A 14828-nucleotide genomic window follows, 5' to 3' on the forward strand; every position below is an offset into this window, starting at 1 on the left:
GACGCGCGGCAAGGGGGCACGAGAGGGGCGTTGCCCACGCCGCGACCGCGGACACCTATCCTGGGTGCGTCGGACAGCGCGGTCCGCAAGCCTCCAGTACCCCTCCAGACGTGCTCAAACACTGCAAGGAGCCGCACCTGTGAGCAGTGCCGACCAGACCCCCACCGCCAGCGCCGAGCTGCGCGCCGACATCCGCCGACTGGGCGACCTCCTCGGCGAGACCCTCGTCCGCCAGGAGGGCCACGACCTTCTCGACCTCGTCGAGAAGGTCCGCTCCCTCACCCGCGAGGACGGCGAGGCCGCCGCCGAGCTGCTCCGCGGCGTCGAACTGGAGACCGCCGCCAAGCTGGTGCGCGCCTTCTCCACCTACTTCCACCTGGCGAACGTCACCGAGCAGGTCCACCGCGGCCGCGAGATGCGCGAGAAGCGGGCCGCCGAGGGCGGCCTCCTCGCCCGCACCGCCGACATGCTCAAGGACGGCGACCCCGAGCACGTACGCGAGACGGTCAAGAACCTCAACGTGCGCCCGGTCTTCACCGCGCACCCCACCGAGGCCGCCCGCCGCTCCGTCCTCAACAAGCTGCGCCGGATCGCCGCCCTCCTGGAGACCCCGGTCATCGAGGCCGACCGGCGCCGCCACGACCTGCGGCTCGCCGAGAACATCGACCTCATCTGGCAGACCGACGAGCTCCGGGTCGTCCGCCCCGAGCCCGCCGACGAGGCCCGCAACGCGATCTACTACCTCGACGAGCTGCACGCCAACGCCGTCGGCGACGTCCTGGAGGACCTCGCCGCCGAGCTGGACCGCGTCGGCGTCGAACTGCCCGCCGGCACCCGCCCGTTGACCTTCGGCACCTGGATCGGCGGCGACCGCGACGGCAACCCGAACGTCACCCCGCAGGTGACCTGGGACGTCCTGATCCTCCAGCACGAGCACGGCATCACCGACGCCCTCGAACTCGTCGACTACCTGCGCGGACTTCTGTCCAACTCCATCCGCTACACCGGAGCCACCCAGGAACTCCTGGACTCCCTCCAGCGCGACCTGGAGCTCCTCCCGGAGATCAGTCCCCGCTACAAGCGCCTCAACGCCGAGGAGCCCTACCGGCTCAAGGCCACCTGCATCCGGCAGAAGCTCGTCAACACCCGCGCCCGGCTCGCCTCCGGCACCCCGCACCAGGACGGCCGCGACTACCTCGGCACCGCCGAGCTGATCCACGACCTCACCCTGATCCAGACCTCGCTGCGCGAGCACCGCGGCGGCCTCTTCGCCGACGGCCGGATGGACCGCACCATCCGCACCCTGTCGGCCTTCGGCCTCCAGCTCGCCACCATGGACGTCCGCGAGCACGCCGACGCGCACCACCACGCCCTCGGCCAGCTCTTCGACCGCCTCGGCGAGGAGTCCTGGCGGTACGCGGACATGCCCCGCGACTACCGGCAGAAGCTGCTCGCCAAGGAGCTGCGCTCGCGCCGCCCGCTCGCCCCGACCCCGGCCCCGCTGGACGCCGCCGGCGAGAAGACCCTCGGCGTCTTCCACACCATCAAGCAGGCCTTCGAGCGCTTCGGCCCCGAGGTCATCGAGTCGTACATCATCTCGATGTGCCAGGGCGCCGACGACGTCTTCGCCGCCGCCGTCCTCGCCCGCGAGGCCGGCCTGATCGACCTGCACGCCGGCTGGGCCAAGATCGGCATCGTGCCGCTCCTGGAGACCACCGACGAGCTCAAGGCCGCCGACGTCATCCTCAACGACATGCTGGCCGACCCCTCCTACCGGCGGCTCGTCTCGCTCCGCGGCGACGTCCAGGAGGTCATGCTCGGCTACTCGGACTCCTCCAAGTTCGGCGGCATCACCACCAGCCAGTGGGAGATCCACCGCGCCCAGCGCAGGCTCCGCGACGTCGCCCACCGCTACGGCGTGCGTCTGCGCCTCTTCCACGGCCGTGGCGGCACCGTCGGCCGCGGCGGCGGCCCCTCGCACACCGCGATCCTCGCGCAGCCCTGGGGCACCCTGGAGGGCGAGATCAAGGTGACCGAGCAGGGCGAGGTCATCTCCGACAAGTACCTGATCCCGTCCCTCGCCCGCGAGAACCTCGAACTGACCGTCGCGGCCACGCTGCAGGCCTCCGCCCTGCACACCTCCCCGCGCCAGTCCGACGAGGCCCTCGCCCGCTGGGACGCGGCCATGGACACCGTCTCGGACGCCGCGCACACCGCGTACCGCAAGCTCGTCGAGGACCCGGACCTGCCCGCGTACTTCTTCGCGGCCACCCCCGTCGACCAGCTGGCCGACCTCCACCTGGGCTCCCGCCCCTCGCGCCGCCCCGACTCGGGTGCCGGCCTCGACGGACTGCGCGCCATCCCGTGGGTCTTCGGCTGGACGCAGTCGCGGCAGATCGTCCCCGGCTGGTTCGGCGTCGGCTCGGGCCTCAAGGCGCTGCGCGAGGCCGGTCTCGACGCGGTCCTCGGCGAGATGTACGGAAAGTGGCACTTCTTCCGCAACTTCCTCGCCAACGTCGAGATGACGCTCGCGAAGACCGACCTGCGGATCGCCCGCCACTACGTCGACACCCTCGTCCCCGACGAGCTGAAGCACGTCTTCGAGACCATCGAGGCCGAGCACGCGCTGACGGTCGCCGAGGTCCTCAAGGTCACCGGCGGCGAGACACTCCTCGACTCCAACCCGGTCCTCCAGCAGACCTTCGCCATCCGCGACGCCTACCTGGACCCGATCTCCTACCTCCAGGTCGCCCTCCTCGCCCGCCAGCGCGCGGCCGCCGAGCGCGAGGAGGAGCCGGACCCGCTGCTCGCCCGGGCCCTGCTCCTCACGGTGAACGGTGTCGCGGCGGGCCTGCGCAACACCGGCTGACCCGGGCCGTACGACATGACTGTGCCCCCGCCGGATTCCGGCGGGGGCACAGTCATGAGCGCGTGGATCAGTGCTGCTGCGCCTTGCGGCGGCGCGTCACCAGGAACGCGCCGGCACCCGCGAGGGCCACGGCCACGGCGGCGAGGATGCCGACCGGGGCGCTGGAGCCGGTCTCGGCGAGGTCGCCCTCACCCGTGGAGCCGGTGGAGCCCGTGGAGCCGGTACCGGCGGTCTCGCCGGCCGGGGCGGTCGCGGACGCGCTGCCGGACGGCGCCGGGGACTCGGTGCCGGCGGGCGTCGACTCGGACGGAGCCGGGGTCTCGGTGCCGGGCGTCTCCGTACCGGGGGTCTCCGTACCGGGGGTCTCGGTGCCGGGCGTCTCGGTGCCGGGGGTCTCGGTGACCGGAGGCGTGGTCTCGACCGGGGGCGTGGTCTCGACCGGCGGCGTGGTCTCGACCGGGGTGGCCGGGCACGTGTGGGAGAGGTTGAAGAAGTCCTTCGTGACGTCGCCCGAGACCTCGGCCACGACGGCGGTCAGCTCCGCGCCCGGCTCGGAGGCCACGTACGCGTGGTCGTCCTTCGGCGGGCCGAAGTCGGTGACCTCGATCGGGGTGCCGTTGTCGAAGGTCACCGTCAGCTTGGTGAACACACCCTTGCCGCCGGGAATGACGAAGTGCCAGCCGTCCTTGCCGGCGGGGACGGTCGGGCAGTCGCCGTTCTCGAACTCGTCGGCGGTGATCGGAAGCTTCTGACCCGGGTTCAGGGGAAGCGGCTTGGTGCCCGACGCGGAGGCCGCGGGGGCCAGCACGAGGGAGCCGGCAAGGGCTGCGACCAGCGCGCCGGCGGAAATGAGGGAACGTCGCATGTGCTGTCGTCCATCTGTGGGAAAAGGGTTGCCGTGGGAGGTGGCGGACGCAGCCTATCCATCGCTTTAAGTCGGCCTTAACCCAGAGGTCCGTAACAATCGCGCCACCAACCCTCGCCATACGCTCAGAGCGTCAGGAACGCCGCCACCAACAGCGCCCCGCCCGCGCCCGCGACCGACCACGCCGTCCGCGTCATCCGCAGCCCGCCGCCGATCACCGGCGCCGCGAGCAGCAGCGCACCCCCCAGCGGCAGCCACGCGTGCAGGCCGCCGCCCCAGCCCGTCCGTACGCCCTCGCCCGTGCCCGGCTTCACCACCACCGGGATCGTCACGCCCTTCTCCGCCGCGACCGAGGCGGCGATCGTCAGCGTCCGCCGCGTCGACGACGGGTCCTCGGAGGCGTACGTACCGCTGCACGTCTCCTCCGTGCAGCCGGTCACCGTCAGCGTCCCGTGCTCACGGCCCTTGGCGAGCAGGACGTGCTGGGCGGAGCCCCACGAGGCCCACGCACCCCCGACGACGAGGAGGAGGGCGACCAGGGCCATGGCGGCGTTACGGACGTGCGTCATGACCCGCGATCGTACAGTCGTACGTTCCCGGGGGAACGGCCCTACGGGGTGCCTAGGAGTTGTACGCGGACTGGGCCCGCTCCAGGCCCTCCGCGACCAGGCACTCCACCGAGTCCGCCGCCCGGTCCACGAACCAGTCGAGGTCCTTGCGCTCCGTCGAGGAGAAGTCCTTCAGGACGAAGTCCGCGACCTGCATCCGGCCCGGGGGACGCCCGATGCCGCACCGCACCCGGTGGTACTCGGGACCCATCGCCTTCGTCATCGACTTCAGACCGTTGTGCCCGTTGTCGCCGCCGCCGATCTTCAGCCGCAGCACCCCGTAGTCGATGTCCAGCTCGTCGTGGATCGCCACCACGTGCGCCGTCGGCACCTTGTAGAAGTCGCGCAGCGCCGTCACCGGACCGCCGGACAGGTTCATGTACGACATCGGCTTCGCGAGGATCACCCGGCGGTTCTCGGGCCCGGGAGGACCCATCCGGCCCTCGACGACCTGCGCCTGGGCCTTCTGAGCCCGTTTGAACGAGCCGCGGATCCGCTCGGCCAGCAGGTCCACGACCATGAAGCCGATGTTGTGGCGGTTGGCCGCGTATTCGGGCCCCGGGTTGCCGAGGCCGACGATCAGCCAGGGGGCGTTGGCGTCGTCCGTCATCGCGTCAGATCTCCTCGTGTCCGTTCCGTACACGCGTCCGTGCAGGGGTCCGTACATGCGTCCGTGCAAGAGAAACGGGGTGACGGGCCGTACGGCCCGTCACCCCGTCACGTCAGGCAGAGCCTACGGCTCAGGCCTCCGCACCCTCGGTGGCCTCGGCCTCGGCGGCCGGCTCCTCGGCCTGCGCGGCCAGGACCTGGAGGACGACGGCGTCGGCGTCGGTCACCAGGGTGGTGCCCGCCGGGAGGGTGATGTCCTTGGCGAGGACGGAGGCACCGGCCTCCAGGCCCTCCACGGACACCGAGACGGACTCGGGGAGGTGGGTGGCCTCGGCCTCGACGGAGAGCGTGTTCAGCACGTGCTCCAGCAGGTTGCCACCGGCGGCGAGCTCGCCCTCGGCCTGGACGGGGATCTCGACGGTGACCTTCTCGCCGCGCTTGACGAGGATCAGGTCGACGTGCACGAGCGAGCCCTTGATGGCCTCACGCTGGACGGCCTTCGGGATCGCGAGCTCGTGGGTGCCCTCGATGTCCAGGGAGAGCAGGACGTTCGGCGTACGCAGCGCCAGGCCGAGCTCGTGGGCCGGGAGGGAGATGTGGACCGGGTCCGTGCCGTGGCCGTAGAGGACCGTGGGGACCAGGGAGTCACGACGGAGCTGGCGGGAAGCACCCTTGCCGAACTCGGTACGGACAGCAGCGACGAGCTTGACCTCGGACATGTTGCACTCCTCGTAGATGGTGACGAAAAAAGTGGTCACCCGGCCACGACTGGCGATGGCCTGCTACGAAGAGCGCGTCGATAACGGACAGCCATGACCCTGTACATCCGTACGGGTACGGCCTCCCTCGCCGAGCAACTACGGCAGTCTACCCGCCGCCACCTGACCGCCCAAATGGATCAGTCCGCAGCCCCGCCCGGCCGCCCCGCCAGCTCCGTCAGCAGGTCACGCAGGACCGGGCCCGCCGACCCCGAACCGCTCTCCGCCCCCTCCACCACGCACGCCACCGCGATCTCCCCGTCGTACGCGACGAGCCAGCCGTTGTTGTTCCCGTCCTCCGTCACCTCGGCCGTCCCCGTCTTCGCCCCCACCTCGCCCGGCACCCCCGCGAGCACCTTCGCCGACCCCTCCGTCACCGTGTCCCGCATCAGCGACCGCAACTGCTTCGCCACCCCAGACGGCAGCGGCTTCGTCGCCACCGACGGCTGGTCCGTCCCCTTCACCAGCAGCGGCTGGCGGAACGTCCCCGACACCGCCGTCGCCGTCACCGACGCCATCGCCAGCGGATTCGTCCGCAGCCTCCCCTGCCCGAACAGCGCCGCCGCCTTCTCCGTCTCACCCGCGGGCACCGGCACCTCGGCATCCACCGAACCCACCCCCGTCTTCCACTCCGGGCCGATCCCGAAGTGCTCCTTCGCGAACACGGTCATCTCGCCGTTCGCGAGACGCCCCCGCAGCGCCACGAACGCCGTGTTGCACGAATGGATGAAGTCCTCACGGAACGACGCGCCCGGGATCTCCGAGGTCTCCACGTTGTGGAACTGCTTCCCGACCGTCAGGTACTTCGGGCAGTCCACCCGCGACTCCGGCGTCACCGCCCCCTTCGCGAGCAGCGCCGCACTCGTCACCACCTTCCACGTCGACCCCGGCGCGTACGTGCCCTGGAAGGCCCGGTTGAAGCCGCCGGCCGGCCCGTTCGCCACCGCGACCACCTCGCCGCTGTCGATCCGCACCGCCACCAGGCCCGCGTTCCGCCCGGCGGTGTGCCGGGCGAGCGCCTTCTCCGCCGCCCGCTGCGTCCGCGCGTCGATCGTCGTCCGCAGCGGACCGCCGCCCTCCCCGGGCTCCGGCCCGAACCGCACCGCCGTCGACCTCGTCTCACCCGTGATCCGGTCCACGACCTGCACCTCGCCCCGCGGCTTCCCGCCGCCCAGGCCCAGCACCGAGACCAGCGAGGGATGCTCCGCCGCCGAGATCGCCTGCCCGTCCCGGTCCACCGCCGCGAGCTCCGCCGACTCCTCCTCCACCAGCTTGAACCGCTGCTTGTCGTTCAGCTGCGGATGGATCAGCGGCAGCTCCCACCGCACCCGCCACCCCGCCTCCGTACGCGCCACCGCGAACTCGGAGCCGTACGACCACGTCCCCAGCTCCGCCACCGGCATCCTCGCCCGGTAGGGCACCCGGGCGCCGGTGCCCGCCGCACCGTCCACACGCGCCGCGCCCGCCGTCAGCACCGGCTTCACGATCTCCAGACCCGCCGTGAAGTTCCGCAACGTCTCCTCCGCCTTCGCCGGCGAGTCCGTCAACCGCGCCGCCGCCGGCAGATCCCCCGCCGCCCAGCTGCTCAGGAACGCCCGCGCCGTCCGCACGGCCTCGGGATCCACCGTCCTCGGCGGCTCCTCCCCCTTCAGCGGGCCGTACGCGACAGCCCACCCCGCGACCCCCGCCACCACAGCGCCCGCCACCACCACCGCCGGCCACCTGCGTCGGCGCCTTGCCCGATGTGTCGTCTGCATCGTCATACCGGCAGCGAAACAGACACGCGTACGACCGGTCCAAGACTCATATCGCCATGAAAGACATAGCCGTATGCCTATCCTTGCTGCTCATGGACCTGCTCCTGCATCTGCGGTACTTCAGGACCGTCGCCGAGGAACAGCACTTCGGCCGGGCCGCCGCCCGCCTGCGCATGGCCCAGCCCTCCCTCTCCCAGCGCATCCAGCGCCTCGAACGCGAACTCGGCGTCCGCCTCCTCGACCGCGGCGCGCGCGGCGCCACCCTCACCCCCGCCGGCCGCCTCGTCCTCGCCGAGACCGACCACCTCCTCGCCGCCGCCGACCGGCTCGCCGCCACTGTCGCCCGCGTCCACAGCGGCGCCGCCGGCACCCTCCGCGCAGCCGTACCACCCGGCCTCGGCGCCACCGCCGTCGCCGCCCTCCTCACCGCCTTCCGCGAACGCTCACCCGGCGCCACCCTCGAACTCCGCGAACTCCCCACCGCCGAACAGACCGCCGAACTCACCGCCGGCACCCTCGACGTCGGCATCGTCCGCCACCCCTGCCCCGCCCCCGGCCTCGCCTTCGGCCCCACCCTCCACCAGCCCCTCGGCGCCCTCCTCGCCGCCGACGACCCGCTCGCCGACCCGCTCACCGGCCCCGCCGAACTCCCCGCCGCCGCCCTCACCGGCCGCGACCTCGTCCTCTTCCCCCGCGCCGAGGCCCCCGCCCTCCACGACGAGACCCTCACCGCCTGCGCCCGCCACGGCTGCACCCCCACCGCCGTCCTCGCCGCCACCGGACCCGACTTCACCCGCGGCCTCGTCCTCTCCGGCGGCGCCGTCGCCCTCGTCCCCCGCACCCCCGACGAGGCCGGCACCGTCTGGCGCCCCCTGCACGGCACCACCGTCACCTGGCGCACCTCCACCGCCTGGCCCGAAGGCAAGGACAGCCCCGCCGTCCGCCTCTTCACCGACACCGCCCACACCGTCCTCCGCGAGCACGCGGACATGCGCACCGCCCCGTCGACGAGGATGGTCTTCCCCCGCCCCGCATCGGAGTTCCCCCTGTGACCGCGCACGCCGCCGCCCGCCGCCGCATCACCACGGCCTTCGCCGACGCGGGCGTCACCGGCCAGCTCCACGCCGTCGACATCGACACCGGCACCGCGCTCGGCGTCGGCTCCGACACCCTCGTACCGACCGCCAGCGTCCACAAGCTCTGCCTCGTCGCCACCCTCTACCGGCAGTCGTCCCTCGGCCTCGTCGACCCGACCAGGCCCGTCGACATCCCCGCCGAGAACCGTGCCCCGGGCGCCACCGGCCTCTCCGCCATGCGCGACGCCGCCCGGCTCTCCCTCCGCGACCTCGCGAGCCTCGCCGTCGCCGTCAGCGACAACACCGCCGCCGACCTCCTCTGGGACACCCTCGGCCTCGACACCGTCAACGCCACCATGACCGGCCTCGGACTGACCAGGACCCACGCCGTCCAGACCATGCGGGAACTCTTCGCCACCGTCCGCGAGGACGCCGCCGGCGAACCCGCCGCCCTCACCGACCCCGCCGTCGTCGCCCGCCTCCGCGCCCTCGACCCCACCCGCACCAACCGCTCGACCCCCCGCGAGATCACCGCCCTGCTCACCGCCGTCTGGCGCGACGAGGTCTGCCCGGGGGAGTACGGCGAGGAGCTGCGGGCCGTCCTCGGCCTCCAGGCCTGGAGCCACCGCCTCGCCGCGGGCTTCCCCTTCGACGACGTGCGCGTCAGCGGGAAGACCGGCTCCCTGCCCACGCTCCGGCACGAGGCCGGCGTCGTCGAGTACCCCGACGGCGGCCGCTACGCCGTCGCCGTCTTCACCCGAGCGGCCTCCACGGACGTGACGCTCCCGGCGGCGGACGCGGTGATCGGCGGGGCGGCGAGGATCGCGGTGGACGCGCTCAGGACATGAGACGCAGGCCATGAGACGCAGGCCATGAGACTCAGGACATGAGGAAGGGCCGCTTCCCCCGATGGGGGGAAACGGCCCTTCCTCACGAAGACCTGGTGACTCAGTGCTCCTCGAAGAGGCTCGTCACCGAGCCGTCCTCGAACACCTCGCGCACGGCGCGGGCGATCGTCGGCGCGATCGACAGAACCGTGATCTTGTCGAGCTCAAGGGCACCCGGAACCGGCAGCGTGTCCGTGAAGACGAACTCGCTGACCTTGGAGTTCTTCAGACGGTCGGCGGCCGGGCCCGACAGGATGCCGTGCGTGGCCGTCACGATGACGTCCTCGGCACCGTGCGCGAACAGGGCGTCCGCGGCGGCGCAGATCGTGCCACCGGTGTCGACCATGTCGTCCACCAGGACACAGACACGGCCCTTCACGTCACCGACGACCTCGTGGACGGTGACCTGGTTGGCGACGTCCTTGTCACGGCGCTTGTGCACGATCGCCAGCGGGGCGTCGAGACGGTCGCACCAGCGGTCGGCGACCCGCACGCGCCCGGCGTCCGGGGAGACGATCGTCAGCTTCGAGCGGTCGACCTTCGCACCCACGTAGTCCGCGAGGACCGGGAGAGCGGACAGGTGGTCCACCGGACCGTCGAAGAAGCCCTGGATCTGGTCGGTGTGCAGGTCCACGGTCAGGATGCGGTCCGCGCCCGAGGTCTTCAGCAGGTCCGCGACCAGACGGGCCGAGATCGGCTCGCGACCGCGGTGCTTCTTGTCCTGACGGGCGTAGCCGTACGACGGGATGATCACGGTGATGCTCCGGGCCGAGGCCCGCTTCAGAGCATCGATCATGATCAGCTGCTCCATGATCCACTTGTTGATCGGAGCCGTGTGGCTCTGGATCAGGAAGCAGTCCGCACCGCGGGCCGACTCCTGGAAGCGGACGTAGATCTCACCGTTGGCGAAGTCGAACGCCTTGGTGGGAACGAGGCCGACGCCCAGCTGGTGCGCGACCTCCTCGGCCAGCTCGGGGTGGGCGCGGCCGGAGAAGAGCATCAGCTTCTTCTCGCCGGTCGTCTTGATCCCGGTCACAGCACTGTCTCCTCAGACGTGTTCTCTGGCCGCGGTCCCACGCCCTGCGAGCGCGTGTGCGAACCAGCCGAATTTGTGTGCACGTATCACGGTACGCCGAGTTCGACGCACCCGTTTCCGGTCAGCTTTCGCTTGCGGCGTCCTCCGAGGCGACCAGGGCGGCCTGCGCGGCAGCGCTTCCGGGCCGCTTCCGGGCCACCCAACCCTCGATATTCCGCTGCTGGCCCCGGGCCACGGCCAGTGCACCGGCCGGGACGTCCTTCGTGATCACGGACCCGGCGGCGGTGTAGGCGCCGTCCCCGATCGTGACGGGAGCCACAAACATGTTGTCCGAACCGGTCTTGCAGTGGGACCCGACCGTGGTGTGGTGCTTCGCCTCGCCGTCGTAGTTCACGAACACGCTCGCGGCGCCGATGTTCGTGTACTCGCCGATCGTCGCGTCGCCGACGTACGACAGGTGGGGGACCTTCGTGCCCTCGCCGATCGTCGCGTTCTTCATCTCGACGTACGTGCCGGCCTTGGCCTTCGTGCCGAGGTTCGTGCCCGGACGGAGGTACGCGTACGGACCCACGGAGGCGCCCTCGCCGACGACGGCGGTGTCCGCGACCGTGTTGTCCACCCGGGCGCCCTTGCCGACGCGGGTGTTCTGCAGGCGGGTGTTCGGGCCGACCACGGCGTCCTCGGCGACGTGCGTCGAGCCGAGGAGCTGCGTACCCGGCAGGATGACGGCATCGGCCTCGAAGGTGACGGCCACGTCCACGAGGACGGAAGAGGGGTCGACGATCGTGACGCCGGCCATCATGGCGCGCTCCAGGAGCCGCTGGTTCAGCAGGCCACGGGCCTCGGCGAGCTGCACGCGGTTGTTGATCCCGAGGATCTCGCGGTGGTCACCGGCGACGGAGGCGCCGACGCGGTGACCGGCCTCGCGCAGGATCGACAGCACGTCGGTGAGGTACTCCTCGCCCTGGCTGTTGTCCGTCCGCACCTGACCGAGCGCCTCGGCGAGCAGCTTCCCGTCGAACGCGAACACACCGGAGTTGATCTCGCGGATGGCGAGCTGCGCGGCGGTGGCGTCCTTGTGCTCGACGATCTCGGTCACGGCGCCCGTCTCGGCGTCGCGCACGATCCGGCCGTAGCCGGTGGAGTCCGGCACCTCGGCGGTCAGCACGGTCACGGCGTTGCCGTCGGCGGCGTGCGTGCCGGCCAGCGCCTTGAGGGTCTCGCCGGACAGCAGCGGAGTGTCGCCGCACACCACGACGACGGTCCCCTCGGGCGTCTTGCCCAGCTCCTCCAGGGCCATGCGCACCGCGTGCCCGGTGCCGTTCTGCTCCTCCTGCACGGCGGTCCGGGTCCCGGCGTAGTGCGCCTCCAGGTGGCCGCGCACCTGCTCACGGGCGTGCCCGACGACCACGACGAGGTGCTCGGGCTCGAGCTCCCGGGCGGCGGACACGACATGCCCGACGAGCGAACGCCCGGCGATCTCGTGCAGGACCTTGGGGGTCTTCGACTTCATGCGGGTGCCCTCACCCGCTGCGAGGACGACGACGGCTGCCGGGCGGTTGGCGCTCACGGGAATGCCCTTCGGCTTTGGGTGGTGGACGCACGAAGGATACCGGGGGGCCGGGGCCCGGACATGAGCGCGGGTCCTGACCGCGACGGTCAGGACCCGGGTGAAGAAGCTCCCCCGCCAGGACTCGAACCCGGACATAAGGCACCAAAAGCCTCAGTGCTGCCAATTACACCACAGGGGATAGCGTATGGGGCTAAAACGGACAAGTCGTCAGTCGTGCGCCCGGCGGCATCCACTATGCCGTACCAGGCGCCTTCCGTGCGACGGTATAGCTCCGCGCTCCTCGTGACTGTTCCCGCAACGCCCGTAGGGTGGAGGGCATGACCGCGACGGGGGCAGACCGGGACGCTGTGGGCGTTCGTTCGGGGAGTTGGTGGTGGTGGGGGAGACGGCGCAGTGTCGTTCTTGATGTGGGGCTCGCCGCGGTGTCCGCGCTGGAGTGCGGGCTCCAGGGGATCGGGTTCGCCGAGAAGGCCGGACTGCCCGTGCCCGTGGGGGTGCTGTTCGGGCTGATCGTCGGGTCGACGCTGCTCGTCCGGCGGCGGTCGCCGATCACCGTCGTCCTCGTCTCCATGGCCGTCACGCCCGCCGAGATGGGCTTCCTGATGGGGATCGTCGGGCTCTACACGCTCGCCGCCTCCGAGGTGCCGCGCCGGATCACCGCCGTGCTCGCCTCGATGTCGACCGTCGCCGTCTTCGTCGTGACCTTCGTGCGCATGCGCCAGGACGTCGCCCAGGCCGATGTCGGGCAGCCCGACATCGACCCGAGCGGCTGGTACGTGCCCGTCGTGTCGCTCTTCATGACTCTCGGGCTCAACGCGCCGCCGGTGCTCTTCGGCCTCTACATAGGGGCCCGCCGCCGCCTGATGGAGAGCCTGCGCGAGCGGGCCGACAGTCTGGAGCAGGAGCTGTCGCTGCTTGCCGACCGGGCCGAGCAGCGGGCGCAGTGGGCGCGGCAGGAGGAGCGGACCCGGATCGCCCGGGAGATGCACGACGTGGTCGCCCACCGGGTGTCGCTGATGGTGGTGCACGCGGCGGCGCTCCAGGCGGTGGCCCTGAAGGATCCGCAGAAGGCTGTGCGGAATGCCGCCCTGGTCGGTGACATGGGCCGCCAGGCGTTGACGGAGCTGCGCGAGATGCTGGGGGTCCTGCGGGAGGAGGCCGCTCCCGTCGCCCCCGCCGCGGTGCCGCTGGCCGCCGTGGGGCGGGCCGCCGCCGCTGCCGCAGAGGCCGCCGCCGACGACGGGCCGCGCCTGGACGCCCTGGAGGCGTTGTGCGAGCAGTCGAGGCTCGCGGGGGCCGTCGTGGAGTTCGTGGTGCTGGGGGAGGCGCGGGCGTATCCGCCGGAGGTGGAGCGTACGGCGTACCGCGTGGTCCAGGAGGCGCTGACGAACGTCCACAAGCACGCGGCGGGCGCCGCGGTCGTGGTCCGGCTCGCGCACCGGGAGGCCGAGGTCGCGATGCAGGTGGAGAACGGGCCCTGTCCGGCCGACACCGTGGTGGCCGACGCGCAGCTGCCGAGCGGCGGGAACGGGCTCGTCGGGATGCGGGAGCGGGTCCTGCGGATCGGTGGCGTGTTCGTGTCGGGTGTGACGGACGCGGGCGGGTTCCGGGTGTCGGCCGTGCTGCCGGTCGGGGAGTGAGCGGGGGGTCCGTCCCTAGGGCCTGTCCGCCGTCAGGCGGGTCGGCTGGACGCCGTTGACCAGGGTCGACAGCGCCGCGTCGATGTCCTTGCCGAGGTACCAGTCGCCCGCGTGGTCGAGGCTGTAGACCCGGCCCTCGACGTCCATCGCCAGGACGGCCTGGTGCTCGCCCTCCTCCCCGAGCGGCGCGAGCTCGCTCTCCAGGGCGCGCCCCAGGTCGGCGAGGGTGCGTGCGAGGTGGAGTCCGGCGAGCGGGTCGAAGCGGACCGTCGTGGGAGCTATCTGCCGACCGTGCCCGGGGGAGGTGATCCGCAGGCCGCCGAACTCCGCCCAGGCCTCGACGGCCGCGGGGAAGACGCTGTGCCGGTGGCCGGCGGGGGAGACGTGGGCGCGCAGGGCGTCGGCCCATTCTTCGGCGAGCTTGATGTCCCAGCGGCCGGGCTGCCAGCCGGCCTCGCGGAGGGCGGCGTCGACGTTGACCGGGAAGCGCGTGGTGCTGAGGTGGTCGGGCATGGGTGTGCGGTCAGCCGTTCTCGACAGGCGTCGTGGGGTCGACGGGGCGGACCCCGAAGTGGGCGAGCATCGCCGTGCAGGAGCGGCAGGGTGCCGCGTAGCTGCCGTGCAGCGGGTCGCCGTCCTCCCGGATGCGCCGGGCGGTGAGCTTGGCGTGCTTGAGGGACCGGCGGGCTTCGCCGGGGGTGAGCGGCTTGCGCTGGGCGCGCTTGGAGCGGCCGTTCTCGGTGGCGGTGAGGTGCCGGGAGAGCAGGATCGCCTCGGGACATCGCCCGGTGAAACGCTCCCGCTGACCGCTCGTGAGGGTGTCCAGGAAGTCCTGGACGAGGGCGTGCAGGAGGGGCGGGCGGTCGCCGCGGCCCGCGGTGCACGTGAGCGTCTCGCCGCGTACGGAGAGAGCTGCCCCGACGGTGGGAAGGATGCCGTCGCGGCGGTGGAGCAGTAAGGGCGCGCGCGTGGCTTCGGCGCTGCTGCTCCAGTTGAGGCGTGGGTCACCCTGTGTGGGCGTCGGTGCTGTGTGCATGGTGCTGGTCTTCCCCTCCTGCAATCCCCCGAGTTGCGTGGACAGCCTGCCAAATAGGGAGCCATATGGGGAAGCTGGGGCGGCGAATGGTGTGTCCGGTGTGTCGGAACCATG

Annotated in this window: 13 protein-coding genes and 1 tRNA gene; 4 read left to right on the forward strand and 10 right to left on the reverse strand. The window is 71.9% G+C overall.

What is annotated here, in order from left to right; translation table 11 throughout:
- The first annotated feature begins 139 nt into the window (after positions 1–139).
- The gene (ppc, locus tag DEJ46_RS23870) at positions 140–2869 is read left to right on the forward strand and encodes a phosphoenolpyruvate carboxylase (protein WP_150269480.1); all 2730 of its coding nucleotides are present in this window, start codon (positions 140–142) and stop codon (positions 2867–2869) included.
- Positions 2870–2936: 67 nt separating this feature from the next.
- Here ppc and DEJ46_RS23875 read toward each other — a convergent pair whose 3' ends face one another.
- The 5 genes from DEJ46_RS23875 to DEJ46_RS40075 form a co-directional block, all read right to left on the reverse strand.
- Positions 2937–3734 (reverse strand): LPXTG cell wall anchor domain-containing protein, encoded by a 798-nt coding sequence (locus DEJ46_RS23875; RefSeq protein WP_150269482.1) that lies wholly within the window; start codon positions 3732–3734, stop codon positions 2937–2939.
- A 125-nt stretch (positions 3735–3859) separates the two neighbouring features.
- On the reverse strand, positions 3860–4303 hold the full coding sequence (locus DEJ46_RS23880) for a hypothetical protein (protein WP_150269483.1): 444 nt from the start codon (positions 4301–4303) through the stop codon (positions 3860–3862).
- Between the two features lie 52 nt (positions 4304–4355).
- On the reverse strand, positions 4356–4952 hold the full coding sequence (gene pth / locus DEJ46_RS23885) for an aminoacyl-tRNA hydrolase (RefSeq protein ID WP_150269484.1): 597 nt from the start codon (positions 4950–4952) through the stop codon (positions 4356–4358).
- Positions 4953–5082: 130 nt separating this feature from the next.
- Complete coding sequence (locus DEJ46_RS23890; protein WP_150269486.1) at positions 5083–5670, reverse strand: 50S ribosomal protein L25/general stress protein Ctc; 588 nt, start codon at positions 5668–5670, stop codon at positions 5083–5085.
- A 179-nt stretch (positions 5671–5849) separates the two neighbouring features.
- Positions 5850–7334, reverse strand: coding sequence for a penicillin-binding transpeptidase domain-containing protein (locus tag DEJ46_RS40075; protein WP_263411756.1), 1485 nt, complete (start codon positions 7332–7334; stop codon positions 5850–5852).
- A 224-nt stretch (positions 7335–7558) separates the two neighbouring features.
- On the opposite strand from DEJ46_RS40075, the gene DEJ46_RS23900 reads away from it, so the two are divergent.
- Both DEJ46_RS23900 and DEJ46_RS23905 read left to right on the forward strand, forming a co-directional pair.
- Positions 7559–8518 carry a LysR family transcriptional regulator gene (locus DEJ46_RS23900; protein ID WP_150269490.1) on the forward strand — a complete coding sequence of 320 codons (960 nt, stop codon included), beginning with the start codon at positions 7559–7561 and terminating at the stop codon, positions 8516–8518.
- Positions 8515–9390, forward strand: a complete 876-nt coding sequence (locus tag DEJ46_RS23905) for a serine hydrolase (RefSeq protein WP_223835035.1) — start codon at positions 8515–8517, stop codon at positions 9388–9390. Before DEJ46_RS23900 ends, DEJ46_RS23905 begins: the two co-directional genes overlap by 4 nt.
- Positions 9391–9490: 100 nt before the next feature.
- Here the strand turns inward: DEJ46_RS23905 and DEJ46_RS23910 are convergent, their stop codons facing one another.
- The 3 genes from DEJ46_RS23910 to DEJ46_RS23920 all read right to left on the reverse strand — a co-directional run bounded on the left by DEJ46_RS23910 (position 9491) and on the right by DEJ46_RS23920 (position 12216).
- Positions 9491–10465 (reverse strand): ribose-phosphate diphosphokinase, encoded by a 975-nt coding sequence (locus DEJ46_RS23910; protein ID WP_017241154.1) that lies wholly within the window; start codon positions 10463–10465, stop codon positions 9491–9493.
- A gap of 121 nt (positions 10466–10586) precedes the next feature.
- The gene (gene glmU, locus DEJ46_RS23915; RefSeq protein ID WP_150269492.1) at positions 10587–12035 is read right to left on the reverse strand and encodes a bifunctional UDP-N-acetylglucosamine diphosphorylase/glucosamine-1-phosphate N-acetyltransferase GlmU; all 1449 of its coding nucleotides are present in this window, start codon (positions 12033–12035) and stop codon (positions 10587–10589) included.
- Between the two features lie 109 nt (positions 12036–12144).
- Positions 12145–12216: transfer RNA gene (locus DEJ46_RS23920), tRNA-Gln, on the reverse strand.
- A gap of 139 nt (positions 12217–12355) precedes the next feature.
- Here DEJ46_RS23920 and DEJ46_RS23925 point away from each other — a divergent pair.
- Positions 12356–13678, forward strand: a complete 1323-nt coding sequence (locus tag DEJ46_RS23925; RefSeq protein ID WP_150269494.1) for a sensor histidine kinase — start codon at positions 12356–12358, stop codon at positions 13676–13678.
- Positions 13679–13693: 15 nt separating this feature from the next.
- Here the strand turns inward: DEJ46_RS23925 and DEJ46_RS23930 are convergent, their stop codons facing one another.
- Positions 13694–14191 (reverse strand): SUKH-3 domain-containing protein, encoded by a 498-nt coding sequence (locus tag DEJ46_RS23930; protein ID WP_150269496.1) that lies wholly within the window; start codon positions 14189–14191, stop codon positions 13694–13696.
- Between the two features lie 10 nt (positions 14192–14201).
- Positions 14202–14714 carry a YwqJ-related putative deaminase gene (locus DEJ46_RS23935; protein ID WP_150269497.1) on the reverse strand — a complete coding sequence of 171 codons (513 nt, stop codon included), beginning with the start codon at positions 14712–14714 and terminating at the stop codon, positions 14202–14204.
- Positions 14715–14828: the final 114 nt, after the last annotated feature.

It is taken from the genome of Streptomyces venezuelae, assembly GCF_008642375.1.
GTDB classification, from domain to species: domain Bacteria; phylum Actinomycetota; class Actinomycetes; order Streptomycetales; family Streptomycetaceae; genus Streptomyces; species Streptomyces venezuelae_G.

Excerpts from the sequence above, each read along its gene's own strand:
- DEJ46_RS23935 (WP_150269497.1), bottom strand. The coding sequence starts at position 14,714 with ATGCACACAGCACCGACGCCCACACAGGGTGACCCACGCCTCAACTGG.
- DEJ46_RS23925 (WP_150269494.1), top strand. The coding sequence starts at position 12,356 with ATGACCGCGACGGGGGCAGACCGGGACGCTGTGGGCGTTCGTTCGGGG.
- DEJ46_RS23880 (WP_150269483.1), bottom strand. The coding sequence starts at position 4,303 with ATGACGCACGTCCGTAACGCCGCCATGGCCCTGGTCGCCCTCCTCCTC.
- DEJ46_RS23900 (WP_150269490.1), top strand. The coding sequence starts at position 7,559 with ATGGACCTGCTCCTGCATCTGCGGTACTTCAGGACCGTCGCCGAGGAA.
- DEJ46_RS23890 (WP_150269486.1), bottom strand. The coding sequence starts at position 5,670 with ATGTCCGAGGTCAAGCTCGTCGCTGCTGTCCGTACCGAGTTCGGCAAG.
- DEJ46_RS23930 (WP_150269496.1), bottom strand. The coding sequence starts at position 14,191 with ATGCCCGACCACCTCAGCACCACGCGCTTCCCGGTCAACGTCGACGCC.
- pth (WP_150269484.1), bottom strand. The coding sequence starts at position 4,952 with ATGACGGACGACGCCAACGCCCCCTGGCTGATCGTCGGCCTCGGCAAC.
- DEJ46_RS23875 (WP_150269482.1), bottom strand. The coding sequence starts at position 3,734 with ATGCGACGTTCCCTCATTTCCGCCGGCGCGCTGGTCGCAGCCCTTGCC.